Source organism: Kineococcus siccus (assembly GCF_009906795.1).
In the GTDB taxonomy this organism is placed as follows: Bacteria; Actinomycetota; Actinomycetes; order Actinomycetales; family Kineococcaceae; genus Kineococcus; species Kineococcus siccus.
The window spans coordinates 1-25,317 of the sequence record NZ_JAAALN010000005.1 but is presented as its reverse complement, the minus strand read 5'-3'; the positions used below and the strand labels follow the sequence as shown (position 1 = coordinate 25,317).

Below are 25,317 nucleotides of genomic sequence, written 5' to 3'. Positions count from 1 at the left end.
GCCGTCCGACACCCACTCCTTCGGCACGACTCCCGAGTCCCTTGAACGACTGCGGGGCCTCGTTCCCGACAGCGTGTCACGGCACGGCCACCTACGTCGGGAGGCGCTGCACCCGAACGGGTCCCGCGTCGCCGGGAGCACCCCCGCGCCGCGTCCGGAGCCCGCGCGCTGGGCCGTCCGGGTCACGCTCCGGCGCCGGCCGGCCCCCCGTCGTACGCCGCGAGGGCCGCGAGGGCCGCCTCGCGCACGTCCACCCCCAGCCAGCCGGGGTCGACGACCCGGGCGCCCGCGCCGAGGCGCAGCAGCAGCCGGTGCACCCACCGGGTGTCGGCGGTGCGCAGCCGCACGCGCAGCTGCGCCTCCTCCCACGCGTCCTCCGGGGCCGGCTCGACCGACTCCACGGGGTAGTAGTCGACGACCCACGCGGCCTGCGGCGCGAGGTCGATCGTCACGACCAGGTCGTCGGGGCTCGGCCGGAAGAGGTCGGAGTCGACGTCGCGCCGCTCGGCCTGCGGCGGTGGCGTCCCGTCGACCTCCAGCACCGTCGCCGCCTCGATCCGGTCGACGCGGAACAGCCGCGTGCCCTCGCTGCGGTGGCACCACGCCTCCAGGTACCAGCGCCCGTCCACGCTGAGCAGCCGCATCGGGTCCACGTCGCGCTCGGTGCGCTCGTCGCGCGAGGGCACGAGGTACGTCAGGTGCAGGCGCCGGTGCTCGCGCAGCGCGGTCCGGGCCGCGGCCAGGGCGTCCTCGGAGGCGGCCGCGCCCAGCACCGACCCCGCGACCCGGACGTCCACGGCGACGCTGTCGGCCGCCGCGGACGCCTCCCCCGCCGCCTGGGACAGCTTGGCCAGGGCCCCGTCGAGGGCCTCGCGGTCGTGCAGGCCCGGCACCTCGGCGAGCGTGCGCAGCCCGACGAGCAGCGCCACGGCCTCGTCGACCGCGAGCCGGGACGGACGCGCGATGGCGTCGGCGTTGGACAGGTAGACGTAGCCCGAGTCCCACTGCGCGTCGATGAGGTCGTCGGGCAGGTGGCCGGGCGTGCCGCACACGAACAGCAGCTCGAGGTCGTGCACGAGGTCGTCGGTGGACAGCCCGAAGTGCTCGGCGGCCTCGGTCAGCGGGATGCCCTGGTGGGTCAGCAGGTAGGGGACCTCGGCGAGCAGCCGCGACAGCCGCTCGGTGGACGCGCGGCCGCTCACCGGGCCACCTGCTCGCTCAGCCCGGCCGCGCCGCGCAGCCGCCGCAGCACCGCGGCCCGCAGCTCCGGGGGGTCCAGGACCACGACGTCGGCGCCGTACCCCGCGAGCTCGTCCGCCGACGTCTCGACGTCGGCGACGTCGAGCAGCACCTCGTCGTGGCTGGCGTCCGGGCCGTGGCCGGGCCGCACGCCGGTGGCGCGCCGGCGCAGGGCGAGCCCCGTGCCGCTGCGCACGCGCAGCCGCGCGGGCCGGGACACGGGCGCCCGCACCGACCCGGCCACGACCTCCCGCGCGTCGACGCCCTCGGGCACGGAGTAGGAGCCGGGGCGGCCGTCGCGGCGCACCGCGGAGGACACCCGCGAGAGCCGGAAGACCCGCACGTCGGCGCGGTCGCGGTCGTGGCCGACGAGGTACCAGCGGCCGTGCCAGCTGACGATGGCCCAGGGCTCGACGTGCCGGGTGCCCGGCTCACCACCCGAGCGCCGGTACTCGAACGTCACGGGCGTGCGGTCGCGCGTCGCCGCGTACAGGGGGTCGAAGGCGGGTTCGCTCGTGCGCACGCGCGGCTCCAGGCCGACCAGCGAGCTCTCGTCGGGCTCCACGCCCAGGCTGCGCAGCTTCACCAGGGCGCGCGTCGCGGGGCCCGCGAGGCTCGCCTGCTGCCACACCCGGCTGGCCAGCGACAGCACGGCCAGCTCGCCGGGCGTGAACGTGATCTCGGGCAGCGCGTAGGCGTCCCGGTCGATCTTGTAGCCCGCCTCGTCGTCGAACAGCGGGTCCTCCCCGCCCATGACGAGCGGGACGCCCAGCTCGCGCAGGTCCTCCTTGTCGCGCTCGAACATCCGCTCGAAGGCCTGCGTCGTGGCGCAGTCGGCGTACTGGGGCACGGCCTCGCGGATCTGCTGCTTGGTCAGCCAGCGCCGCGTCGCCGACAGCGCGATGACGAGGTTCAGCAGACGCTCGGTGCGCCGTCCCCCCGCGGCCGCGGCGCTCGCCTTCGCGGCACCGCGCTGCCCCGCCCCGCGGCCGACGCCGCCGGCGGACGACCCCGACACCGACGACCCCGACGCACGGGTGCCCGTCGCCCCGGTCCCTGCGCTCGCACCCTCCACGGTCACCGGACGCTACCCGACAGTTCCGCCCGGTGCGCCGATCACGGACCTGTCTACGCTCCTGGCGTGATCAGGTGGCGCAGGGCGACGGTGACCGCGCTCGGCCGGGCGTGGGCGGGCTCGCAGGAGCTGACCGCGCGGCTCGAGGACGGCGCGGAGGTCCGGGCCCTCGCGCACCCGGACCTCGTGGGCGTCCCCTCTCCCGGTCAGCGCGTCCTGCTCAACACCGCGGCGCAGGCCCGGGCGCTGGGCACGGGCGGCTACGCGCTGGTCGTGGCCCTGCCGGACGCCCTACCCGCGGACCCGCCCCCGGGCCCCGGCCACCTCGTCAAGGCCCGCTACACGCCGCTGCAGGCGATGGTGCTGGGGGTCGACGAGCAGGAGTCGCCCCACCACGAGCTGCTGCGCGACGCCGACGACCTCGCCGGGCTGCCCGTCGTGGTCGCGGACCTGCACTCCGCGCTGCCCGCCGTGGTCGCCGGGCTGCGCGCCGACCGGCCCGGCGTCCGCGTGGCCTACGTCATGACCGACGGCGGGGCCCTGCCCGCGGCGTTCTCCCGCACCGTGGCCGGGTTGCGCGCGGCGGGCTGGCTGAGCGCCTGCATCACGACTGGCCAGGCCTACGGCGGCGACCTCGAGGCCGCCACCGTCCACACCGGGCTGCTCGCGGCCCGCCTCGTCGTGGGCGCGGACGTGGCCGTCGTCGCGCAGGGGCCCGGCAACCTGGGCACCGGCTCGCGCTGGGGCTTCTCGGGCGTCGCGGCGGGCGAGGCCCTCAACGCCGCGGCCGTGCTCGGCGGCCGGCCGGTGGCCGCGCTGCGCGTGTCCGAGGCCGACCCGCGCCCCCGCCACCGCGGCCTGAGCCACCACTCCGCCACCGCCGTCGGGCGCGTCGCCCTGGCGCCGTGCGACGTCCCCGTGCCCGCCGGCGGCGGCCCGTTCGACGCGGGCGTCCGCGAGCAGGCCGCACGGCTGTGCGCCCCCGCCGGACGCCACCGCCTCGTCGCCGTGCCCACGCACGGTCTGGACGCGGCGCTCGCGGCCAGCCCCGTGGGCCTGTCGACGATGGGACGGGGACCGGCCGAGGACCGCGCGTCCTTCCTCGCGGCCGCCGTGGCCGGGCGGCACGCGGCGCACCTGCTGAGCGCGCCGGACGAGGTGCCCCCCGACGACCGCACCCCGCGGTGAGCGCCGGTCGGCGGTCACCGCGGGGTGCGGGGGCGTCGGCCGACCGCGAGGTCGGCCGGCCTTCTCGTCTCAGCTGACGGAGACCAGGTCCACCACGAAGATCAGCGTCTCGCCGCCCTTGATGGCGCCGCCGGCGCCGCGGTCGCCGTAGCCCAGGTGCGGCGGGATGACGAGCTGACGCCGGCCGCCCACGCGCATGCCCTGGATCCCCTGGTCCCAGCCCTGGATCACCCTGCCGGCCCCGAGGGGGAAGTCCAGCGGCTGGCCGCGGTTCCACGACGCGTCGAACTCCTCGCCCGTGGAGAAGGCGACGCCGACGTAGTGGGCGCTGACGGTGTGCCCCGCCTTGGCCTCCTCGCCGTCGCCGACGACGACGTCGGTGACCTGCAGGTCGGTGGGCGGTTCCCCGCCGGGGAAGTCGATCTCGGGCTTGGTGCGGTCGCCGAGCGGCGAACCGGGCTGGGTGCTCACGGGTGTCCTCTGGTCGGAGTGGTCAGTAGGCGTCGAGGATGTCGACGACGAAGACGAGCGCCCCTGCGGGCCGGCCGCCCTCCGGTGCGTCACCGTAGGCCTGCGCGGCCGGGATCACGAGTTCGACGCGGCTGCCGACCGTCTGGCCGACGACGCCCTTGTCCCAGCCCTGGATGACCTGGCCGGTGCCGATGGTCGTCGTGAAGGGCTGCGTCTCCCACGAGCTCTGGAAGACCTTCCCGTCGGTGAGGGTCGCGCCCACGTACTGCATCTTGACGGTCTGCCCCGAGGCCACGACCGGGCCGGCGCCCTTGATCAGCGGCTGCGCGACCGTGTCCGCCGGGGTCTTGTTCGTGGTGTCCGAGACGGTGAAGCCCGTCGGGATGCCGTCCGGGCCGAGCGTGACGGCCGGGAGGTCGGCGGGGGGCGTGACGGCCTCGCCGGTGGCGATGGTGGGCGCGACGTAGGCGTTGACGAGGTCCGCGACCAGCACGAACGTCGTGTCCTGGTCCAGGCCCTCGCCGAAGTTGGCGGCGTTGGCGCCGAAGCCGTCGGCCGGCGAGATGGCGATCGCGACGCGGTCGCCGACGTGGCCCCCGAGCAGGCCCCGGGCGATGCCGCGCGTGATGCCCTTCAGCTCGAAGCGCGCGTTGGTGCCGCCCCAGCTGCTGTCGACCTCGGCCCCCGTGGTCCCGGCGTACAGCGAGTACGCGAACTCCACGGTGTCGTCCTCGGTGATGACCGGGCCGGTGCCCTGCGTGAGGACCTTCTTGGTGGTCTCGGTGACCGACAGCGGCGTGGTGACGGTCACGGTCGGCTTGGTCCCGGGGTCACCCGTCACGGCGACGGCCAGCGCGGGGTCGACCGCCGCGGGCGTGATCTCCGTCGCCGCCTGGGTGGCGGACGAGCTCGCGCTGGAGGCGGTCGCGGCCGGGTCGGGCTCGGGTTCGGAGGCGCAGGAGCTCACGGCCAGGGTCAGCGCCACGGTGACGGCGGCGGGCAGAACGGCGAAGCGGCGGCGCACGAGGGTCCTCACGGTCGGCGGACTGACCGGGCAACCCTAACCGCCGCACCTGTGACGAGCCTGTCCGGTGCCGCTCACATGCTCTCGATGAGCCGTTCCACGCGGTCGTCCACGGCCTTGAACGGGTCCTTGCAGAGCACCGTGCGCTGCGCCTGGTCGTTGAGCTTCAGGTGCACCCAGTCGACGGTGAAGTCGCGGCGCTTCTCCTGCGCCGCGCGGACGAAGTCGCCGCGCAGCTTGGCCCGCGTCGTCTGCGGCGGCACCGACAGGGCCTCGAAGACCTCGATGTCGGCGCACACGCGCTCGGCCATGCCGCGGTTGGCGAGCATGTAGTGCAGGCCGCGGCGCCGGTGGATGTCGTGGTAGGCCAGGTCGAGGCGGGCGATGCGCGAGGACGTCAGCGCCAGGTCGTGCTTGGCCATGTAGCGGTCGAGCAGCTTCTTCTTGATCACCCAGTCCACCTCGCGGTCGACGAGGCCGAAGTCCTGGGTCTCCACGGCGCGCAGCGCCCGCTCCCACAGGTCGAGGACCCGCTTCGTCGTCGGCGTGCGGATCCCCCGGGTCTCGACGAACTCCTTGGCCTTCTCCAGGTACTCCTGCTGGATCTCCAGCGCGCTGGCCTCGCGGCCGTTGGCGAGCCGCACGGGCTTGCGGCCGGTCATGTCGTGGCTGATCTCGCGGATGGCCCGGATCGGGTTCTCCATCGTCATCTCGCGCAGGAGGACGCCCTCCTCGACCATGCGCAGCACGAGGTCGGTGGCGCCGACCTTGAGCATCGTCGTGGTCTCGGACATGTTGGAGTCGCCGACGATGACGTGCAGGCGGCGGTAGCGCTCGGCGTCGGCGTGCGGCTCGTCGCGCGTGTTGATGATGGGGCGGCTGCGGGTCGTGGCGCTCGAGACGCCCTCCCAGATGTGGTCCGCGCGCTGCGACAGCGAGTAGACGGCCCCGCGCGGCGTCTGGACGACCTTGCCCGCGCCGCAGATGAGCTGCCGGCTGACGAGGAAGGGGATGAGGACGTCGGAGAGCCGGCCGAACTCGCCGTGGCGGGAGACCAGGTAGTTCTCGTGGCAGCCGTAGGAGTTGCCCGCGGAGTCGGTGTTGTTCTTGAAGAGGTAGACCTCCCCCGCGATGCCCTCCTCCTCCAGGCGCCGCTCGGCGTCGACGAGCAGGCCCTCGAGGGTCCGCTCACCCGCGCGGTCGTGCACGACGAGCTGGCGCACGTCGTCGCACTCGGGGGTGGCGTACTCGGGGTGCGACCCCACGTCGAGGTAGAGCCGCGCGCCGTTCTTGAGGAAGACGTTGCTCGAGCGCCCCCACGAGACGACCTTGCGGAAGAGGTAGCGGGCCACCTCGTCCGGGGACAGCTTGCGCTGACCCTCGAACGCACAGGTGACGCCGAACTCGGTCTCTAGCCCGAAGATCCGGCGGTCCATCTCCCCACCATAGGCACACCGCGGCGCGGGAGCGCAGTGAAACGCGGCACGCCGGGCCCTCGCGGGGACCGGCGGGCCGCGCGGCTCAGTCCGCCGCGTCCCCGGCCGCGGGGGTGGCCGGCGCCAGCAGGGACACCAGCACGGGCGCCGGCAGCCGGCGGAACAGCCGGCGCGAGCGGGTGCGGTCCAGGACCGCCACCTCCAGCTGCTCGGGGTCGATCGACCGGGGCCCGCGTCCCGCGGCCTCGGCGGCCGCGTCGCTGCCCAGCGCCTCGACCGCCAGCGCGAGGGCCTCTTCCAGCGTCAGGCCCGCCGACCAGCGCTCGGCCAGCTTCGCGGTGATCTGCTCGGCGGAGCCGCCCATGGCCACGAAGCCGTGCTCGTCGGCCACGGAGCCGTCGTACGTCAGGCGGTAGATCTGGTCCGCGGCCGGGTCCGCGCCGACCTCGGCGACGACGAGCTCGACCTCGTACGGCTTGGACTCCGTCGTGAAGATCGTCCCGAGGGTCTGCGCGTAGGCGTTGGCCAGGCCGCGGGCGGTGACGTCGCTGCGGTCGTAGGAGTAGCCGCGCAGGTCGGCGTAGCGGACGCCGGCCACCCGCAGGTTCTCGAACTCGTTGTACTTGCCGACCGCGGCGAAGGCCACGCGGTCGTAGATCTCGGAGATCTTGTGCAGGGCCCGCGAGGAGTTCTCCGAGGCGAAGACGATGCCGCCCGCGTAGGCGACGACCACGACGGCCCGGCCGCGCGCGATGCCCTTGCGCGCGTAGTCCGCCTTGTCCTTCATGACCTGCTCGGGCGAGACGTAGAACGGCATGCTCATGCGCTGGTCCCTCCCTCGGTGCCCGCGTCGGGCCGCCCGCCCGGGTTGCCGCGGCGGCCGGCCACGACCGCCTCGACGACGGCCCGGAGCTCGGCGTCGCCGAGACGCTGGTAGCCCTCGGCCGTCACCACGGCCACGACGGGCCAGATGCCGCGCAGGAGGTCGGGACCGCCCGTGGCGGAGTCGTCGTCGGCCGCGTCCCACAGGGCCTCGACGGCGACGCGGACCGACTGCGCGGCGCTCATGCCCGGGCGGAAGAGCTTCTTCAGGGCGCCCCGGGCGAAGACGCTGCCGGAGCCGACCGCGTGGTGGTCGACCTCCTCGTAGCGACCGCCCGTCACGTCGTAGCTGACGATGCGCCCGCGGCCCGCCTCGAGGTCGTAGCCCGCGAACACCGGGACGACCGCGAGGCCCTGCATGGCGAGGCCGAGGTTGCCGCGGATCATGGTCGACAGGCGGTTCGCCTTGCCCTCGAAGGACATCAGCGCCCCCTCGAGCTTCTCGAAGTGCTCGAGCTCGACCTGGAACAGGCGGACCATCTCCAGCGCCAGGCCCGCCGTGCCGGCGATGCCGACGCAGGAGTGGTCGTCGGCCGGGAAGACCTTCTCGATGTCGCGCTGGGCGATCATGTTGCCGGCCGTGGCGCGGCGGTCCCCGGCGACCACGACCCCCGCGGCGCAGACGATCGCCACGATGGTCGTGGCGGAGGGCGGTTGCCCGCCCCCGGGGCCGCCCGGCACCGAGACCGTGCCCGCCGGCAGCCGGCGGGAACCGGGCAGCACGTCGGGCGCGTGGTCGCGGACGAAGTCGGTGAAGGACGCGGAACCCGGCACGGTGAACGCCGCCGGGAGCCGTCCGCTGGGGTCGGGACCCCTCTGCTGGCTCACCCCGGCGACCCTACCGGCCCACCCGCGACGCGCCCCGTCGACCTGCGACGCCCCGGGCGACGGCGCGGCCGCGGTGCGGCTACTGGCCGCCCTTCTGCACGAAGCCGCGCACGAACTCCTCGGAGTTGGACTCGAGGACCTCGTCGATCTCGTCGAGCAGCGAGTCCACGTCGGCGTCGGTGTCGGCGGTCCTCGCGGTGGCCTGGGCGGGCACCACGGGCGTCTCGTCGGGCTCGTCCTCGCGGCGGCTCGGTCGCTGCTGCTCGTGTCCAGGCATTGCTGGCCCCCTGACGGCTGGCGGGCGGGTCGGCCGGGCCCCGCGGGCCCGGCTGGTCCGAATGTAACCCGCGGCCGCGCCGTGCGCTGGTCGCCCGGCGGTGCGGGGCCGGCCTCAGCCGCCGGTGAGCGCCGCGACGAGCTCCTCGGCCGTCGTGCAGCGGTCCAGCAGGGCGCCCACGTGCTCGCGGGTCCCGCGCAGCGGCTCCAGCGTCGGCACCCGCTGCAGGGCGCCGCGCCCGGCGACGTCGAAGATCACGGAGTCCCAGCTGGCGGCGGCCACCCGCGGCCCGTAGCGCGCCAGGCACTCGCCGCGGAAGTACGCGCGGGTGTCCTCGGGCGGGTGGTCGACGGCGTGCCGGACGTGCTCCTCGGCGACGAGCGTCTCGACCTCGCCGCGCTGCGCGAGCTTGTGGTGCAGGCCCTTCTCGGGGCGCACGTCGGACCACTGCAGGTCCACGGCCTGCAGCCGGGCGTGGTCCCACGCGAGGCCGTCGCGCGAGCGGTAGGCCTCCAGCAGCCGCAGCTTCGCGACCCAGTCCAGCTCGCGGGCGCACAGGAAGGGGTCGCGCTCCAGGCGCGTCAGGACGGACTCCCAGCGCTCGAGGACCTCGCGCGTGTCCGCGTCGGTGTCGGCGCCCGTGCGGTCGGCCACGAAGGCGGCGGCGGCCTCGAAGTAGGCCCACTGCAGCTGCACCGCGGTGAGCCTGCGCCCGTCGCGCAGGCGCACGAGGTGGGTGAGCGAGGGGTCGTGGGAGACCTCGTGCAGGGCCCGCACGGGTTCGGCCAGCAGCAGCCCGGCCGCGGGGCCGGCGTCCAGCGCGCCCGCCTCGAGCGCGTCGAGCACGAGGGAGGTGGTCCCCACCTTCAGCAGGGTCGCGACCTCGCACATCGTCGCGTCGCCGATGATGACGTGCAGGCGCCGGTACTTGTCGGCCGTCGCGTGCGGCTCGTCGCGCGTGTTGATGATGGGCCGCTTCATGGTCGTCTCCAGCCCGACCTCGACCTCGAAGAAGTCGGCGCGCTGGGAGACCTGGAAGCCCGCGGTGGCGGAGTCCTGGCCCAGGCCCACGCGCCCCGCGCCCGCGACGACCTGCCGCGAGACGAAGAACGGCGTCAGGTGGCGGACCACGTCGGCGAACGGGGTCGCGCGGTCCATGAGGTAGTTCTCGTGCGTGCCGTACGAGGCGCCCTTGCCGTCGGTGTTGTTCTTGTAGATCGTGACGGCCGCGAGCCCCGGGGTGGCCCCGACGCGACGCAGGGCCTCGAGCACGATCCGCTCGCCCGCCTTGTCCCAGCGGACCGCGTCGCGCGGCGTGAGGACCTCCGGGGAGGAGTACTCCGGGTGCGCGTGGTCGACGTAGAACCGCGCCCCGTTGGTGAGGATGACGTTCGCCATGGTCGGGTCGTCGGTCTCGGCCGCCACGACGTCGGAGGCGTTGGGCGCCGAGCGCCGCCCGCCCGAGCGGGCCCGTGCGGCGTCACCGCGGCCGTCGGTCAGCTGCGAGGGGTGGGCGCGCGCGCGGTCCACCTCGAAGCCGCGCGCGTCGCGCAGCGGCGCCTCGTCCTCGTAGTCCCAGCGGGCCCGCAGGGCCTTCGACATCGTCCCCGCCGCGGGGGCCGCGTAGGCGTTGACGACCTGCGCGGACAGCAGCACCGGGTTCGCGCCCGGGTCGCCGGGGACGGAGATGCCGAACTCGGTCTCGAGGCCGGTGACTCTGCGGACGCTCACCCGGCGACCCTACGCGGTGGCCCGCGACGGGCCGGCGGCAGTCGGTGGGCCCGTCGGTGGGTCAGTCGGTGCGCAGCGCCACGACCGGGTCGAGCCGGCCCGCGCGGCGGGCGGGGAACACGCCGAAGAAGATGCCGACGGCCGCGGAGACCACGAACGCGACCACGGGCGACCACCACTCGACCTTGGCCGGCAGTGGTGAGAGCGAGTTCACGAGCAGCGACCCGCCGACGCCGACGACGATCCCGATCACGCCGCCCACGCTGGTGAGCAGCACGGCCTCGACGAGGAACTGCGTGAGGACGTCGCGCTGCCGGGCGCCCAGCGCCTTGCGCAGCCCGATCTCCTTGGTGCGCTCGCGGACGGACACCAGCATGATGTTCGACACCCCGACGCCGCCGACGAGCAGCGAGATCCCCGCGATCGCCGCCAGCACCGCGGTGAGCAGGCCGAGGATGTCGCCGATCACCCCGAGGATCTGCGTCTGGGTGACCGCGCTGAACTCCTGGTCGGGGTACTCCTCGCGCAGCGCCTGCCGCAGGCCGCGGGACAGCGCCGGGACGTCGGCCGCGCTGGGCGCCTTGACGGCGAACGCGTCGACGCGGTCGATGCCGAAGAGGCGCTGCGCCGTCGTGATGGGGATGTGCACCTCGTTGTCCTGGCTCACCCCGAACGACTCGCCCTGCTCGGCGAGGACGCCCACGACGCGGAACCGCGTGCCCGCGAGCGTGATCTGGCGTCCGACGGGATCGGCTCCCGCGAACAGGTTCGCGGACGTCGCCGACCCCAGGACCGCCACCCGCTGCCGCGTCTCGACGTCGCCCTGGGTGAAGAACTCGCCCTGGTCGACGGGGCGGGTGAACACGTAGGGCAGGTTCTGGTCCGAGCCCTGCACGGTGACGTAGCCCTCGCGGCTGCCCGCCCGGACCTGCGCCGCCGAGGACACGCGCGCCGTGACCGCGCCGTCGTCGCCGACGACGGCACCGAGCACGGCCGCGTCCGACAGCTGCATGGGCGAGGCGGCCGCGGCGCCCTGGCCGGGGTTCGCCGTGTCCAGCTGGCCGGGCACCACGAGGACGAGGTTGGACCCGAGCCCCTCGACCTGGGACTCGATCTGCTCCCGCGCGCCCGCACCGATCGAGACGACGACGATGACGGCCGCGATGCCGATGATGATGCCCAGCATCGTCAGGAGGCTGCGCAGCCGGTTGCCGCGCAGCGCGTCGAAGGCCACGCGGAACGCCTCGAGACCCTTCACGCCCCCTGCTCCGCGGCGGCGTGGCGGGCGGTGGCCGTCACCCGGGGTGTCCCGGGCGGCTCCAGGGCGGTGTCGCGCTCGACGAGGCCGTCGCGCACGCGGACCTGCCGGCGGGCACGGCCCGCGACCTCGTCGTCGTGCGTCACGAGGACGACCGCGACGCCCTGCTCGGCGTTCAGCTCCTCGAGGATCCGCATCACCTCGGCGCCGTTGCGCGTGTCCAGGTTCCCGGTCGGCTCGTCGGCCAGGAGGATGCGCGGGCTGCCGACCAGGGCGCGCGCGATGGCGACGCGCTGCTGCTCCCCGCCGGACATCTGGTTCGGGCGGTGGGTGAGCCGGTGACCCAGGCCGACCGCGCGCAGCGAGGCCTCCGCGAGCTCGCGCCGCTCGGAGCGCCGGGTCCCCCGGTACAGCAGCGGCAGCCCGACGTTGTCGAGCGCGGTCGAGCGCGGCAGCAGCTGGAAGGACTGGAAGACGAAGCCGATCTCCCGGTTGCGCAGGTCGGCGAGCTCCGCGTCGTCGAGCTCCAGCACGTCGCGGCCGCCGACGCGCAGGACGCCCGAGCTCGGCCGGTCCAGGCAGCCGAGCAGGTGCATGAGCGTCGACTTGCCGGAGCCGCTGGGCCCGACGATGGCGGCGTACTCGCCCTCCGCCACGACGAAGCTGACACCCTGCAGCGCGTCGACGACGGTGCCGCCGAGGTCGTAGCTGCGGGTGACGTCGACGGCCTCGATCGCCGGGCCGCGGCCCGGCCCGCCCGTGGTGCCGGTGCTGCCCTCGGTGTCCGCGGCCGTCACGGCAGCTGCTCGCCCTGGGTGACGTCGTCGACGCCCTGCACGACGACCGTCTCCCCCGTGCGCAACCCCTCGGTGACCTCGACGTCGTCCTCGCCGCGGGCGCCGATCGTGATGTCGCGCCGCTCCGCGCGCCCTCCGGTCCCGACGACCCAGACGGCGTCCCTGCGCCCGTCCTGCCCGCGCAGCACGGCGGCCGCGGGCACCTCGACGACGCCCGGTGCCTCCTTCACGCGCAGCGACACCTCGGCGGTCATGCCGGGCAGCGGGGCGGGTGCGGGGGAGCCCGCGGTGGTCGTCCCGCCGTCGAAGCTCATCCGCGCCGTGTAGGTGACGGCACCGCCACCGGCCGAGGAGGCCGACGGGTCCACGCTCGTGACCGTCGCCCCGTACGTCGACCCCTGCACGGCGGAGATCGACAGGTCGGCCTTCACGCCCGGCACGACCTGCAGGACGTCGCTCTCGTCGATGTCCGCGGTGACCGTGAGCACGGAGGCGTCGATGACGGTCAGCAGCGGCGACCCGGACGCCACGGCCGCGCCCTGCGCCAGGACGGGCGCGCCGGCCGCGGGAGCGGCACCACCACCGGCCCCCGACAGCGCCCCCTGCGGCAGCGTGATGCCGCTGGACTGCAGCAGCCCCTCGGCGCCCGCGGGCAGCGCGGCCCCGCCCCCGCCGCCACCCGTCGCGGCGAGGGAGACCCGGCCCGAGATGGGCGCCTTCACCGTCAACGCCTCGACGGTGGCCTGCGCGGCGCTCACCGCAGCCCGGGTCTGCAGGCGCTGCGCCTGCCCGAGGGACGCGACGGCCCCGCCGAGGTCACCCAGACCGGACTGCACCTGCTGCAGCAGGGCCCGGGTCTGCTGGGTCAGCAGGTCGTACTGGGTCTTCGACGTCTGCACGGCGGCGAGGGCCTGCGCCCGCGCCGCCGGGTCGGTCAGCGCTTCGGCCGCGGCCTGCGCGTCGGCGAAGCGGGCCTGCGCCTCGCGGTCGGCCGTGGCCTGCGAGGCCGCCAGCCGGCGGGCGTCGGCGGTGGAGCCGCCGGCCGGCGAGGACGAGGCCGCGGCGTCGCGGTCGGCCTGCTCCGCCTGCTCCAGCGTGGCCCGCGCCTGCGGGGAGTCGATGGTCATGAGGACCTGCCCCGCCTGCACCTCCTGCCCGTCGCCGACCAGCAGGGTCGCGACCGTGCCCGACGCGGGGGCCGAGACGGCGGACGAGGCCCGCGGCTGGACGGTGCCCGGCGCCTCGACGACCTCGGTCACGTCACCGCGCTGGACCGCGGCGGTCCGGACGGTCGGGGCCTCGTCGGAACTGCACCCCGCGAGCAGCAGGGTGGCTGCGGCGAGCCCTCCCAGGAGAGCCCGCGGACGGACGGGGACGGGTTCGGCGCGCACGCCGTCAATGTAAGCGTTCGTGCGGGCGCGACCGGTCCGGCGTTCGGTGCCGCCCGTGTCCACCCTCCGGTGGAGGCGCGTCGTAGCGTGCGGTGTGACCGATCCCACGCAGCAGGCCGCCGCGGAACTCGTCGACGTCCGCGACCCCGACGACCTCGCGGGCCGCGTCGTCGGGGTCGCCACCCGGGAACGCGTGCGCGCGGGCAACCTCCCGCACGCGGCCACGGGGGTCCTGCTGCGCGACGACGCCGGACGCGTCCTGGTGCACCGGCGCACGAGGACGAAGGACGTCTACCCCGGCGCCCACGACTGCTTCGCGGGCGGGGTCCTCGCGGCCGGGGAGGAGCCCGACGAGGCGGCCGCGCGGGAACTCGCCGAGGAGCTCGGGGTCCGCGGCGTCCCCCTGCGGCCCGTGCTGCGCCGCTGGTACCGCGACGAGCACACCCACTACCTGGCCCACGTCTACGAGGCGCGGTGGGACGGCCGGCCGTTCACGCTGCAGCCCAGCGAGGTGGAGGCGGCGTGGTGGACGACGCCGGCCGAGCTGCGGGCGGCGCTCGCCGACCCGGGCTGGCCGTTCGTCCCCGACACCCGGGCCCTGCTCGCGCAGTGGCCCGGGTGGGCGACGGGCTGACGACCCGGTCGCGGACGACGCGGCGGGCCTAGAGGTACTGCCCCGTGTTGGCGACCGTGTCGATCGACCGGCCGGCCTCGGTGCCCTTCTTGCCCTGGAACAGGGTGCGGATGAAGACGATCCGCTCCCCCTTCTTGCCGGAGATCCGGGCCCAGTCGTCGGGGTTGGTCGTGTTCGGGAGGTCCTCGTTCTCCTTGAACTCGTCCACGCAGGCCGCGAGGAGGTGGTCGACGCGCAGACCGCGCTGCTGCAGCTGCAGCAGGTCCTTGATCGCCATCTTCTTGGCGCGGTCCACGATGTTCTGGATCATCGCGCCGGAGTTGAAGTCCTTGAAGTACAGGACCTCCTTGTCGCCGCCCGCGTACGTCACCTCGAGGAACTCGTTCTCCTCGCTCTCGGTGTACATCCGCTCCACGGTCGCCTGGATCATGGCGTCCACCGCGGCCTGCGGCACCCCGCCGTTGACCGCCACGTCGTCGGGGTGCAGCGGGAGCCCGGTGGTGAGGTACTTCGCGAAGATCTCGCGAGCGCTCTCGGCGTCCGGGCGCTCGATCTTGATCTTCACGTCGAGGCGGCCCGGGCGCAGGATGGCCGGGTCGATCATGTCCTCGCGGTTGGAGGCGCCGATGACGATGACGTTCTCCAGCAGCTCGACGCCGTCGAGCTCGGACAGCAGCTGCGGCACGATCGTCGTCTCGACGTCGGAGCTGACGCCCGACCCGCGGGTGCGGAACAGCGACTCCATCTCGTCGAAGAACACGATGACGGGCGTGCCCTGGCTGGCCTTCTCCCGCGCGCGGGCGAAGATCAGCCGGATGTGGCGCTCGGTCTCGCCGACGTACTTGTTGAGCAGCTCCGGGCCCTTGATGTTGAGGAAGTAGCTCTTCGCCTGGCTCTCCCCGCGCAGCGCCGCGGCCTTCTTGGCGAGGGAGTTGGCGACGGCCTTGGCGATGAGCGTCTTGCCGCAGCCGGGCGGGCCGTACAGCAGGATCCCCTTCGGCGGGCGCAGGCCGTGCTCGCGGAACAGGTCGGCGTGCAGGAAGGGCAGCTCGACGGCGTCGCGGATCTGCTCGATCTGCGGGCCCAGGCCCCCGATGTCGGTGTAGTCGATGTCGGGCACCTCCTCCAGGACGAGGTCCTCGACCTCGGCCTTGGGGATGCGCTCGAAGGCGAAGCCCGAGCGGGTGTCGATGGTCAGGGAGTCGCCGATGCGCAGCGGGCCGTCCATGAGCGGCCCGGCCAGGCGCACGACGCGCTCCTCGTCGGCGCGGGCCAGGACGAGCGCGCGCCCGTCGGGCAGCACCTCCTTGACCGAGGCCAGCTCACCGACGCGCTCGTAGGCGCACGCCGCGACGATGTTCATGGCCTCGTTGACCATGACGTCCTGCCCCGGGCGCAGCGCGGCGAGGTCGACGGCGGGGCTGACGGCGACGCGCATCCGGCGCCCCGAGCTCATGACGTCGGCCGTGGAGTCCTCCAGCGCCTCCAGGAAGGTTGCGTACTGGGCGGGGGGCTGGCCGAGGCGGTCCACCTCGGACTTCAGCGACACGATCTGGTCGCGCGCCTCGCGCAGCGTGCCGGCCAGGCGGTCGTTCTGCGCGCTCACCTGGGCGAGGCGCGTGCGGGCAGCGGCGAGCTGCTCCTCCAGCAGGGCCGTCTGGCGGGCGTCCCGCTCGGCACCGCCGCCGAAGCGGCGCTGAGGCTCCGTCATGGCGCATCTCCCGTCGTCGCCGCTCCCGGCCCCCGGTCCCCCGTGCGAACCGGGCCGCGGTGAGCGGTGGATGCCCTCGACACTAACCCGAGCACGCCACCCCGCACGGTGGATGCGACCGGCGCGTCAGGCCCCGCGCCGCGGCGGTCACGGGGCGGGCCGGGTGCGATGACGGGCCGGGCCGGGCGCGGTGACGGGCCGGGCCGCGGACGCCGGGCGGGCGGTAGCGTGCCGCGAGGAGGGCGGCCCCCGCCCTCCCGAACAGGAGGGCCCCCGTGAGCGCCGCACCGCCCGCAGACTCCCGCTGGCGCGAGCGCGCCGACGCGCTGGACGCCGCCGACCCGCTCGCCGGCCTGCGCGGTGAGTTCCTGCTGGACGCGGACCCCGGGGTCGTCGCCTACCTCGACGGCAACTCCCTCGGCCGGCCGCTGCGCGCCGCGGCCGAGGCGATCGGGGACTTCGTCTCGACGGCCTGGGCCGGGCGCCTGATCCGCGGCTGGAGCGAGGGCTGGATGCAGTGGCCCGAGGTCGTCGGCGACCAGCTGGGCCGCGTCGTGCTGGGCGCCGCGCCGGGCCAGACCGTCGTGGCCGACTCCACGACCGTGCTGTTCTACAAGCTGGCCCGCGCCGCGGTCGACGCCGCGGGCCCCGGCCGCACGGAGATCGTCACCGACACCGACAACTTCCCGACCGACCGCTACGTGCTCGAGGGCATCGCGGCCGAGCGGGGCCTGACGGTGCGCTGGATCGAGACCGACCCCGCGGCGGGGATCACCGTCGAGCAGGTCCGCGCGGCCGTCGGGCCCGCGACGGCCCTGGCCACCTTCAGCCACGTGGCCTACCGCTCCGGCCACGTCGCCGACGCCGCCGCGATCACCCGCGCCGTGCACGACGCCGGCGCCGTCGTCCTGTTCGACCTGAGCCACTCCGCCGGCTCGGTCGAGCTCGAGCTCGACGCCTGGGGCGTCGACCTCGCCGTCGGCTGCACCTACAAGTACCTGTGCGGCGGTCCGGGCTCCCCCGCCTTCGGCTACCTCGCCACGCGCCACCACGGGGTCCTGCAGCAGCCCGTGCAGGGCTGGATGGGCCACGCCGACCCGTTCCGGATGGGCCCCGGCTACACGCCCGCGGCGGGCGCCCGCGGGCTGGTCAGCGGGACCCCGCCGATCCTCGGGATGGTGCCGCTGCGCTGCGGGCTCGACCTCGTCGAGCGCGCCGGCATGCCCGCCGTCCGCGCCAAGTCCCTGCAGCTGACCGGCTTCGTCCTCGACGTGGTCGACGACTGGTTCGCGGGCTCGGGCGTCCGGGTCGCCTCCCCGCGCGACCCTGCGCACCGCGGCGGCCACGTGACGCTGGCGCGCAGCGACTTCCGCGAGGTCACCGCGGCGCTGTGGGAGCGGGGCGTCCTTCCCGACTACCGCGACCCCGGCGGCCTGCGGATCGGCCTCGCCCCGCTCAGCACGAGCTTCCGCGAGGTCCACGACGGCCTCGTCGTGCTGCGCGAGGTCCTCGCGGAGGGTCCGCCGCGAGCCGACGACCGCACGAGCGCCGCCGTGGGCGCCACGTCGTGACCGCCGACGCCACGGCCGGTGGGGACGGGGCGGCCGGTGGGAGCGGGGCGGCCGGTGGGGGCAACACCCGCGCGGTCGAGGACGGGGTCGTCACCGACTTCACCCGCGAGATGTCCTACGGCGAGTACCTGCACCTCGGCGAGCTGCTCGCGGCCCAGCACCCGCTCTCGCAGCCGCAGCACCACGACGAGATGCTCTTCATCGTCCAGCACCAGACCTCGGAGCTCTGGCTCAAGCTCGTCCTGCACGAACTGCGCTCCGCCGCAGCGCACCTGGCCGCGGACGAGCTGCGGCCCGCGCTCAAGGAGCTCGCGCGCGTCAAGCACATCCAGCGCACCCTGACCGAGCAGTGGTCGGTGCTGGCGACCCTCACGCCGACCGAGTACGCGCAGTTCCGCGGGTTCCTCGCCAACTCCTCGGGCTTCCAGTCCCACCAGTACCGGGCCGTCGAGTTCGTGCTGGGCAACAAGAACGCCGCGATGCTGGACGTCTTCCGCCACGACCCCGCCGAGCACGGCCTGCTGCAGGATCTCCTGCACGCCCCCAGCCTCTACGACGAGTTCCTGCGCCTGCTGCACCGCCGCGGGCACCCCGTCCCGGCCGCGCTGCTCGAGCGCGACGTCACGCTCGCGCACGTCCACACCCCCGAGCTCGTCGGCGTCTTCCGCGGCGTCTACGAGGACGCCGAGGCGCACTGGGAGGAGTACGAGGCCTGCGAGGAGCTCGTCGACCTGGAGGAGAACTTCCAGCTGTGGCGCTTCCGCCACCTCAAGACCGTCGAGCGCACCATCGGGTTCAAGCGCGGCACCGGCGGCTCCACGGGCGTCGGCTTCCTCGCCCGCGCCCTCGACCTCACCTTCTTCCCCGAGCTGTACGCCGTGCGCACCGAGATCGGCCGCTGACCCCGGAGGACACCCATGACCGCCGACCCGCTCACCGTCGTCGTCGCGCCCGGCGTCCTGACCGACGACCGCACGGCCGGCGAGGTCCTCGCGGCGGCCCTCGCGGCCCGCGACCTGGCCGGGACCCTGCGCACCACCGCCACCGCCGAGGAGCTCACCGCGGCGACCTCGGAGGCGGCCCCGGGCGCGCTCCTGGTCGTCGCCGCCACCCCGGAGCCGCTCGCACAGCTGCTCCCCGCCCTGCCCGCCGGCGCCGCGGTCCGCGTCGACCTCGGCCCCGGCCCGCTCGACACCTCCCCCGCCGTGACCCGGCACGTGCGAGGGCGCGGCCTCGCGGGTCTGCGCGCGGGCGTCGAGGCGTGGTTCCACGACACCACCGCCCCACCGGCCGTGGTCGCCGTCGGCGCGCACCCCGACCAGCACCTGGAGGTGCGGCTGCCCGCGGGCCCCGGGCCGCACCCCGTCGCCGTCCTCGTCCACGGCGGGTACTGGCGCTCGCGGTGGGCGTGCGACCTCATGGACGCCCTCGCCGTCGACCTCGCCGGGCGCGGGTTCGCGGCCGTGAACCTCGAGTACCGCCGCCCCGACGAGCACGGGTGGGCCGCCACGACGGCCGACGTGGCCGACGGACTGCAGGCGCTCTCGGCGGCCGCCGCGACCGGGACGCCCCTGGACCTGGACCGCGTCGCCCTCCTCGGCCACTCCGCGGGCGGCCAGCTGGTCGTCCGGCTCGCCGCCGACCTCGCGGGCACGGACGCCGCCGTTCGGCCGGCGCTCACGGTGTCCCTCGCGGGCGTCCTCGACCTCGCCGCGGCGGACCGGCGCTGGCTCAGCGAGGGCGCCGTCGCGCGGGCGCTGGGCGGCCGCGCCGACGAGGTCCCGGACGTCTACGCCACCGCCTCGCCGCTGGCCCGCGTCCCCGTCCGCGCGCCCCTCGCGGTCGTCTGCGGGCGCGACGACGACCTCGACCTGCTGGACGCGAGCCGGACCTTCGCCGCCGCGGCCGTCGCGGCGGGCGACGACGTCGTGGTGCTCGAGGACGCGGGCGACCACTTCGCCGTCATCGACCCCGCCTCGGCGCTCTGGGCGCGGGTCGCGGACCTCCTGGCCACCCGGCTGGGCGCGGCGGGTCCCTCCGCCCGCGCGGGCGCGGCACCCGTACCCTGATCGCCTGCGCGGACCCGCCCGGGGCGCGTCCCCGGCCGTGCGGCCGTTCGTCGGAGGGTTCGCATGTCGGTCGTGTCGGGGGTCGACGGCTTCCAGCGCCGGCACGCCGTCCTCGGCTACCCCCTCGCCGTCGTCTACAAGTTCTTCGACGACCAGGGCGTCTACCTCGCCGCGATCATCACCATCTACGCGTTCCTGTCGCTCTTCCCGCTGCTGCTGCTGCTCTCGACCGTCCTCGGGTACACGCTCGAGGGGGATCCCGAGCTGCAGCAGCGGATCATCGAGTCCGCCCTGGGGCAGTTCCCCGTCATCAAGGACTCGCTGCGGGACACCGGCCGCCTGGGCGGCGGCACCGTCGGCCTGACCGTCGGCATCGTGGGCGCGCTGTACGGCTCCCTGGGCGTCGGTCTCGCGCTGCAGAACGCGGTGAACATCGCGTGGTCGATCCCGCGCAACGAGCGCCCGAACCCGGTCAAGGCACGCCTGCGCAGCCTGCTGCTCATCGCCACGGCCGGGATGTTCGTCATCGGCACCACGGTGATCTCCACGGTCGGCGCGGACCTGGCCGGGTGGCTCGGCGCCTCCGAGAGCCTCGGGCAGGCGCTCACCTCCGGCTGGGTGTTCCGCGCCGGCGTCGTCGTGCTGAACATCCTGGGTTTCGCCGCGGCCTTCCGGCTGGCCGCGGCCTACCCCCCGCGGCTGCGCACGATCCTGCCGGGGGCCGTCGCCGCGGGCCTCGTCTGGCAGGCCCTGCAGAACTACGGGGCAGGCCTGGTCAGCGGGGTGATCAGCCGGGCCAGCGCGACCAACGCGGTGTTCGCCGTCGTCATCGGGCTCATCGCGTTCCTGTTCGTCGCCTCGATCGCGATCGTGCTGTGCATCGAGGCCGACATCGTCCGGGTGCGCCGGCTGTACCCGCGGGCGCTGCTGACGCCGTTCACCGACCGCGTCGACCTCACCGAGGCCGACAAGCGCGCCTACGCCGGCATGGTGCGGGCCCAGGGCCTCAAGGGCTTCCAGCAGGTGGCGGTGACGTTCGAGAAGGAGGTCGCCATGCGGGAGACCACCCCCGAGGCCGGGGCGGTCGCGGCACCCGAGGCGTCGCGGCACGCGGCCCCGGCGACGGGGCGCGCGGGGCTGCCGGCCCGCCCCGAGCGCTGACCGCCTTCAGCCGGCGGGGACCGGCCGGCGCGCGAGACGCGTCGCGAGCATCGAGCACACCGTGATCTGCAGCGGGTGGTAGAGGATCACGGGCAGCGCCACCAGACCCACGACGTGCGGCGGGAAGAGCACCGTGGCCATCGGCAGGCCCGTCGCGAGCGACTTGTTGGAGCCGCAGAACAGGATCGCCGTGCGGTCCGCCCGGCTCGCGCGCCACGTGCGCGGGACCCACCACGTCAGCAGCAGCGCCGAGCCGAGCAGGACGGCGCAGCAGCCGAGGACGACGGCCACCTCGCCGGGGGTCACGACGTCCCACACCCCGGCGCGCACGCCGCGGCCGAAGGCCGTGTAGACGACCGCGACGATCACGCCGCGGTCGAGCAGGGTGAGGGCCCGGCGGTGGTGGCGGACCCAGGGGCCCACCCACCGGCCGAGCGCGAGGCCCACGAGGAACGGCACGAGCAGCTGCGCGACGATGCGGCCGACCGCGGCCGCGTCGGGACCCGCGCCGCCCGCGCCGCCGGCGACCAGCAGCGCGACCAGCAGGGGCGTGAGTCCGATCCCGGCGAGGTTCGACGTCGTGGCGCCGACGACGGCCCCGGGCACGTTGCCGCGGGCCACCGCGGTGAACACGACGCACGACTGCACCGTCGAGGGCAGCACCCCGAGGAAGAGCAGGCCCGCGACGAGGCCGTCGTCGAGGAAGGACCCGACGGCCACCGCCACTGCCACCGCGAGCAGCGGGAGGACGACGAACGTCGCGACCGCCACCGACGCCTGCAGCCGCCAGTCCCGCAGCCCGGCGAGGGCCTCGGCAGGGGACAGCCGGGCGCCGTAGAGGAGGAACAGGCCGCCGACGCCCACCGTGGTCGCCACGGTGAGTCCGTCCGCGACCGCCCCGCCCGCGGGCAGCACGGCGGCGACGCCGACCGCGGCGAGGACGGCCACGACGAAGGGGTCGGGCCGTCCGGGCGCCCGCCGGCGGGCGGACCGGGGCACGGGGCTACTCGCCGGACGCGTCCGCCGGCTCCTCCGCCGCGTCCCCCGGCTCGTCGGCGGCCTCCGGGGCGCGGTTCGCGGCCGCCCCGGCGAGGGCGATCCGCGCGGCCTTGCGCACCTTCTTGTCCGAGACCGGCCGCACGCCGTAGGCCGCCGGGTCGTCGTCGGTCACCTCGGGGGCGTCCGGGGCGGCGTCCTCGGCGTCGACGACCGGGTAGGCGCCGGGCGCGGGCCGGCGCTTGCGCAGCGGCGGCTTCACGCCGTCGGCGAGGCGGCGGGTGGTGACGAGGAAGCCGGTGTGGCCGACCATCCGGTGCTCCGGGCGCACGGCGAGGCCCTCGAGGTGCCAGCCGCGGACCATGGACTCCCAGGCCTCCGGTTCGGTCCACCGGCCGGAGCCCCGCACGGCCTCCGCGACGCGGGAGAGCTGCGTCGCGGTCGCGACGTAGCAGATCAGCACCCCGCCGGGCACGAGCGCGTCGGCGACCGCGTCCAGGCACTCCCACGGGGCGAGCATGTCGAGGACGGCGCGGTCGGCGCCCGTGCCGCGGGCGCTGGAGAGCCCGCTGCCGGGCAGCGACTCGACGAGGTCGCCGACCTGCAGCGTCCACGCGGGGTGCGGGGCGCCGAAGAAGGTCTCGACGTTGCCCCGGGCGACCGCGGCGAAGTCCTCCCGGCGCTCGAAGGAGTGCACGCGGCCGAGGTCGCCGACGGCCCGCAGCAGCGACATCGTCAGCGCCCCCGAGCCGACGCCGGCCTCGATGACCGTCGCGCCCGGGAAGACGTCCGCCATCTGCACGATCTGGCCGGAGTCCTTGGGGTACACCACGGCGGCGCCGCGCGGCATCGACAGGACGAAGTCCGCGAGCAGGGGCCGCAGCACCAGGTACTCGATGCCCGCCGTGTTCGTGACGACGGTCCCGTCGGAGCGGCCGATGAGGTCGTCGTGCGTGAACCGGCCGCGGTGGGTGTGGAACTCCGCACCCGCGGTCAGGGTGATGGTGTGCATGCGACCGCGGGGGTCGGTCAGCTGCACGCGCTCCCCCTCGCGCAGGGGCCCGCGGCGGGAGGTGGCCCCCGTCGGCGGGGCGGTCGTCGGGACGTCGGTGCTCACGGGGGGTCCTCCGGGGTGGTTCGGGTGGTCGGTCAGCGCGACGTCACGGCGGCGACGACGTCGCCGGTGTGCAGCAGGCCGACGACGCGGCCCGTGCGGTCGACGACGACGTGCTCGCCCGGGCGGGCGGACACGGCGGAGAGCAGGTCCTCACCGGCGAGGTCGTCGGGCAGCCAGGCCCGCGGCGGCAGGGCGCGGGCGGTGGCGCCGGCCTGCAGGGAGCTGCGGCGGTCCTCCGGGACCTGGCGCAGCGCGGTGGTGTCCACGACGGCGACGGGCACGCCGTCGTCGGTCACGAGCACCACCTCGAGGTCGCGCGCGCTGTCCCGCGCGGCCCCGGCGTCGATGGCGGCGCGGGCCGAGCGGACGACCTCGTCGACCGTGGCGCGGGCGGGCACGGCGATGGCCGGGCGCAGGAGGCCGCGCATGGACAGGGCCGGCACGCGGCGCCGCTGGGTGGCGTACCGCAGGGCCTGCGAGGCGCCCTGCCACAGCAGCGCGCCGACGAGACCGCCCCAGACGACGTTCGTCAGCGAGGTCTCCCCACCCAGCAGGCGGGGCACGACGACGGCGGCGAGCAGCACCGCGACGGCCAGCACGCGCCCGACCCAGCCCGCCGCGACGGTCCCGGCCAGCCGGTCGCCCCGCACCTTCCAGACGACGGCCTCGAGGGCGTGCCCGCCGTCCAGCGGCAGGCCGGGCAGGACGTTGAAGACGGCGATGAGGGCGTTGGACAGGGCCAGGGCGCCGAGCAGCAGGCCGCCGACGCCCGCGCCGCCGGGCTGCTCCGCGAGCAGCCGCCCGGCCTGCCACGCCAGCGCCGCGACGACGGCGTTGGCGACGGGGCCGACGATGGCGACGTAGAAGCTGCGGCCGGGCCCCGCGGCCTCCTCGCGGAAGGACGTGTGGCCGCCCCAGACGTTCAGCACGATCCCCGTGACGCGCATCCCCACCGACCGGGCCGCGGCGGCGTGGGCGATCTCGTGCACGAGCACGGACACCAGCAGGAGCAGCGCGTAGGAGAAGGCGATGACGTAGGCCGCCGGGCCGGCGACCTGCCGGGCGACGATCGGGCCGAAGAAGTAGACGATGACCGCGGCGAAGAGGAACCAGGACGGCGCGAGCAGCAGCGGGACGCCGAAGGGCCGGCCCAGCCTGATGCCCCCCGCGGTCACCGGGGTGTCGTCGGTCTGCTGGGCGGGGGACACCACCTGATCCTAGGAGGCGCCCGGGCGAGGACCCGCCGCGCACCACCCGGCCGGGCCCGCGCGCACGGTCGGCCGTGTCGGACCTCACGCCGACATCGCCCGCCCCGCGGCCGTGACGTGCGGTGAGACAGGTCGCGCGACACGGCCGGCGGCCACGACCGTGACCACGTCACCGGCTGGTCGCGGGGGTCGGACGGCCAGGCAGGGTGATCGACATGACGTGGCCAGCGTCCACCTCTGCCCGGCACCCTCGAGTGGGGAGGCAGGGTGCGACAGGACCAGCTCGACGACCTCAGGCGGGGGTTCGACACCGCCGCGGCCGTTACCGGCTCACGGCTGGAACCGGCCCAGCGGGTGGTGGCCGACCGGCTGGCCCGGTTGGGCGCTGGCGTCCGGCACCAGCGGGCGCGAGGACGTCGAGGCGGGTCCCGGCGGCTGCCCCCGAGGGGGCCCTGCGCCTGCACGCCTACGACGCGGCTCGGCTCGGCGACTGCAGACCCGCATCGCCGCACCGTCCAGACCCCCGGGGCCGATGTAGCGCTGGACCTCCCAGCGAGAGCACCTCGTCAAGGCCCGGGTTCGATGGAGGGCGTGAGGCCACGCCGGTCAGGCACCAGCCGCGACGGGGTGAGTGCTGAACCGGGCCTCGTACTCCACGGGAGGGACCGTCCCGAGCTCCCCGTGCAGCCGGCGGTGGTTGTACCAGTCGATGTACTCGGCGACGGCGATCTCGACGTCGTCGATGCCGCGCCACGGACCGTCGCGGCCGGGTAGGTGAGGATTGCGGATGCACTCGGCCTTGAACAACGAGTTGAACGCTTCGGCCATCGCGTTGTCGTAGGAATCACCGGTTGAGCCGACCGACGCGACCGCACCCTCGGCGGCGAGTCGCTCGCTGTACTTCACCGCAACGTATTGAACTCCCTCATCCGAGTGATGCGTCAATCCGGTCAGGTCGACGCCCTCGCGGCCGCGGCCCCAGAACGCCATCTGCAGAGCGTCCAGGGCCAGTTCCGTGCGCAGGTGGGTCGCGACCTGCCAGCCCACGACCCGGCGGGTGCACACGTCGGTCACGAACGCGGCGTACACCCACCCCGAGCAGGTCCGGATGTAGGTGATGTCCGCGACCCACAACCGGTCGGGCCGCTCGGCGCGGAAGTGGCGCTCGACCAAGTCGGGGCGGTGGTCCGGTGGTCCGGGGATCGTCGTACGCGGCGGCTTGCCGTTACGGCGCACACCGTGCAGACCAGCCG

The 25,317-nt window shown here is 75.2% G+C and carries 23 protein-coding genes; 6 read left to right on the top strand and 17 right to left on the bottom strand.

Annotated features, from left to right (window positions below):
- Nucleotides 1-182: 182 nt before the first annotated feature.
- A complete protein-coding gene (locus tag GTR02_RS01710; RefSeq protein ID WP_166605745.1) occupies nt 183-1,202 on the bottom strand; it encodes a WYL domain-containing protein in 1,020 nt (339 codons plus the stop codon).
- The gene (locus GTR02_RS01705; RefSeq protein ID WP_205708439.1) at nt 1,199-2,314 is read right to left on the bottom strand and encodes a WYL domain-containing protein; all 1,116 of its coding nucleotides are present in this window, start codon (nt 2,312-2,314) and stop codon (nt 1,199-1,201) included. Before GTR02_RS01705 ends, GTR02_RS01710 begins: the two co-directional genes overlap by 4 nt.
- A gap of 66 nt (nt 2,315-2,380) precedes the next feature.
- Between GTR02_RS01705 and GTR02_RS01700 the strand changes: the two genes are divergently transcribed.
- A complete protein-coding gene (locus GTR02_RS01700) occupies nt 2,381-3,502 on the top strand; it encodes a DUF3866 family protein (RefSeq protein ID WP_166605744.1) in 1,122 nt (373 codons plus the stop codon).
- A 69-nt stretch (nt 3,503-3,571) separates the two neighbouring features.
- On the opposite strand, the gene GTR02_RS01695 is transcribed toward GTR02_RS01700, so the two are convergent.
- The 10 genes from GTR02_RS01695 to GTR02_RS01655 form a co-directional block, all read right to left on the bottom strand.
- Nucleotides 3,572-3,973, bottom strand: coding sequence for an FKBP-type peptidyl-prolyl cis-trans isomerase (locus GTR02_RS01695; RefSeq protein ID WP_166605743.1), 402 nt, complete (start codon nt 3,971-3,973; stop codon nt 3,572-3,574).
- 22 nt (nt 3,974-3,995) lie between these two features.
- Nucleotides 3,996-5,009, bottom strand: coding sequence for an FKBP-type peptidyl-prolyl cis-trans isomerase (locus GTR02_RS01690; protein ID WP_166605742.1), 1,014 nt, complete (start codon nt 5,007-5,009; stop codon nt 3,996-3,998).
- A gap of 62 nt (nt 5,010-5,071) precedes the next feature.
- Nucleotides 5,072-6,433, bottom strand: a complete 1,362-nt coding sequence (gene pafA / locus GTR02_RS01685) for a Pup--protein ligase (RefSeq protein ID WP_166605741.1) — start codon at nt 6,431-6,433, stop codon at nt 5,072-5,074.
- A gap of 85 nt (nt 6,434-6,518) precedes the next feature.
- Entirely contained in the window at nt 6,519-7,256 is a 738-nt protein-coding gene (prcA, locus tag GTR02_RS01680; protein WP_166605740.1) for a proteasome subunit alpha, read from the bottom strand.
- The gene (prcB, locus tag GTR02_RS01675; protein ID WP_338073509.1) at nt 7,253-8,143 is read right to left on the bottom strand and encodes a proteasome subunit beta; all 891 of its coding nucleotides are present in this window, start codon (nt 8,141-8,143) and stop codon (nt 7,253-7,255) included. The genes prcA and prcB overlap by 4 nt, the downstream gene beginning before the upstream one ends.
- 79 nt (nt 8,144-8,222) lie before the next feature.
- A complete protein-coding gene (locus tag GTR02_RS22290) occupies nt 8,223-8,420 on the bottom strand; it encodes a ubiquitin-like protein Pup (RefSeq protein WP_205708438.1) in 198 nt (65 codons plus the stop codon).
- A 114-nt stretch (nt 8,421-8,534) separates the two neighbouring features.
- On the bottom strand, nt 8,535-10,151 hold the full coding sequence (dop, locus tag GTR02_RS01670; protein WP_166605739.1) for a depupylase/deamidase Dop: 1,617 nt from the start codon (nt 10,149-10,151) through the stop codon (nt 8,535-8,537).
- 61 nt (nt 10,152-10,212) lie between these two features.
- Nucleotides 10,213-11,409, bottom strand: coding sequence for an ABC transporter permease (locus GTR02_RS01665; RefSeq protein ID WP_166605738.1), 1,197 nt, complete (start codon nt 11,407-11,409; stop codon nt 10,213-10,215).
- The gene (locus GTR02_RS01660) at nt 11,406-12,206 is read right to left on the bottom strand and encodes an ATP-binding cassette domain-containing protein (protein ID WP_166605737.1); all 801 of its coding nucleotides are present in this window, start codon (nt 12,204-12,206) and stop codon (nt 11,406-11,408) included. The genes GTR02_RS01665 and GTR02_RS01660 overlap by 4 nt, the downstream gene beginning before the upstream one ends.
- Nucleotides 12,203-13,597 (bottom strand): efflux RND transporter periplasmic adaptor subunit, encoded by a 1,395-nt coding sequence (locus tag GTR02_RS01655; protein WP_166605736.1) that lies wholly within the window; start codon nt 13,595-13,597, stop codon nt 12,203-12,205. Before GTR02_RS01655 ends, GTR02_RS01660 begins: the two co-directional genes overlap by 4 nt.
- 94 nt (nt 13,598-13,691) lie before the next feature.
- Between GTR02_RS01655 and GTR02_RS01650 the strand changes: the two genes are divergently transcribed.
- Nucleotides 13,692-14,231, top strand: coding sequence for an NUDIX domain-containing protein (locus GTR02_RS01650; RefSeq protein WP_166605735.1), 540 nt, complete (start codon nt 13,692-13,694; stop codon nt 14,229-14,231).
- 28 nt (nt 14,232-14,259) lie between these two features.
- Here the strand turns inward: GTR02_RS01650 and arc are convergent, their stop codons facing one another.
- Entirely contained in the window at nt 14,260-15,942 is a 1,683-nt protein-coding gene (gene arc, locus GTR02_RS01645; RefSeq protein ID WP_166605734.1) for a proteasome ATPase, read from the bottom strand.
- Between the two features lie 275 nt (nt 15,943-16,217).
- On the opposite strand from arc, the gene GTR02_RS01640 reads away from it, so the two are divergent.
- From GTR02_RS01640 to GTR02_RS01625, 4 genes are all read left to right on the top strand, one after another.
- Nucleotides 16,218-17,513 carry an aminotransferase class V-fold PLP-dependent enzyme gene (locus GTR02_RS01640; RefSeq protein WP_166605733.1) on the top strand — a complete coding sequence of 432 codons (1,296 nt, stop codon included), beginning with the start codon at nt 16,218-16,220 and terminating at the stop codon, nt 17,511-17,513.
- A complete protein-coding gene (kynA, locus tag GTR02_RS01635; RefSeq protein WP_338073507.1) occupies nt 17,510-18,415 on the top strand; it encodes a tryptophan 2,3-dioxygenase in 906 nt (301 codons plus the stop codon). The genes GTR02_RS01640 and kynA overlap by 4 nt, the downstream gene beginning before the upstream one ends.
- 15 nt (nt 18,416-18,430) lie before the next feature.
- On the top strand, nt 18,431-19,582 hold the full coding sequence (locus GTR02_RS01630; RefSeq protein WP_166605732.1) for an alpha/beta hydrolase: 1,152 nt from the start codon (nt 18,431-18,433) through the stop codon (nt 19,580-19,582).
- Between the two features lie 63 nt (nt 19,583-19,645).
- Nucleotides 19,646-20,743, top strand: a complete 1,098-nt coding sequence (locus GTR02_RS01625) for a YihY/virulence factor BrkB family protein (RefSeq protein ID WP_166605731.1) — start codon at nt 19,646-19,648, stop codon at nt 20,741-20,743.
- 6 nt (nt 20,744-20,749) lie between these two features.
- Here the strand turns inward: GTR02_RS01625 and GTR02_RS01620 are convergent, their stop codons facing one another.
- From GTR02_RS01620 to GTR02_RS01605, 4 genes are all read right to left on the bottom strand, one after another.
- Complete coding sequence (locus tag GTR02_RS01620) at nt 20,750-21,742, bottom strand: bile acid:sodium symporter (RefSeq protein WP_166605730.1); 993 nt, start codon at nt 21,740-21,742, stop codon at nt 20,750-20,752.
- 4 nt (nt 21,743-21,746) lie between these two features.
- Complete coding sequence (locus tag GTR02_RS01615; protein WP_166605729.1) at nt 21,747-22,856, bottom strand: tRNA (adenine-N1)-methyltransferase; 1,110 nt, start codon at nt 22,854-22,856, stop codon at nt 21,747-21,749.
- A 32-nt stretch (nt 22,857-22,888) separates the two neighbouring features.
- Nucleotides 22,889-24,064: a site-2 protease family protein gene (locus tag GTR02_RS01610; RefSeq protein WP_166605728.1), complete on the bottom strand. Its 1,176-nt coding sequence runs from the start codon at nt 24,062-24,064 to the stop codon at nt 22,889-22,891.
- Between the two features lie 606 nt (nt 24,065-24,670).
- A partial coding sequence (locus tag GTR02_RS01605) for an IS3 family transposase (protein ID WP_166605727.1) occupies nt 24,671-25,317 on the bottom strand: 647 nt, incomplete at its 5' end.

Excerpts from the sequence above, each read along its gene's own strand:
- arc (WP_166605734.1), bottom strand. The coding sequence starts at position 15,942 with ATGACGGAGCCTCAGCGCCGCTTCGGCGGCGGTGCCGAGCGGGACGCC.
- GTR02_RS22290 (WP_205708438.1), bottom strand. The coding sequence starts at position 8,420 with ATGCCTGGACACGAGCAGCAGCGACCGAGCCGCCGCGAGGACGAGCCC.
- GTR02_RS01630 (WP_166605732.1), top strand. The coding sequence starts at position 18,431 with ATGACCGCCGACCCGCTCACCGTCGTCGTCGCGCCCGGCGTCCTGACC.
- GTR02_RS01625 (WP_166605731.1), top strand. The coding sequence starts at position 19,646 with ATGTCGGTCGTGTCGGGGGTCGACGGCTTCCAGCGCCGGCACGCCGTC.
- prcA (WP_166605740.1), bottom strand. The coding sequence starts at position 7,256 with ATGAGCATGCCGTTCTACGTCTCGCCCGAGCAGGTCATGAAGGACAAG.
- pafA (WP_166605741.1), bottom strand. The coding sequence starts at position 6,433 with ATGGACCGCCGGATCTTCGGGCTAGAGACCGAGTTCGGCGTCACCTGT.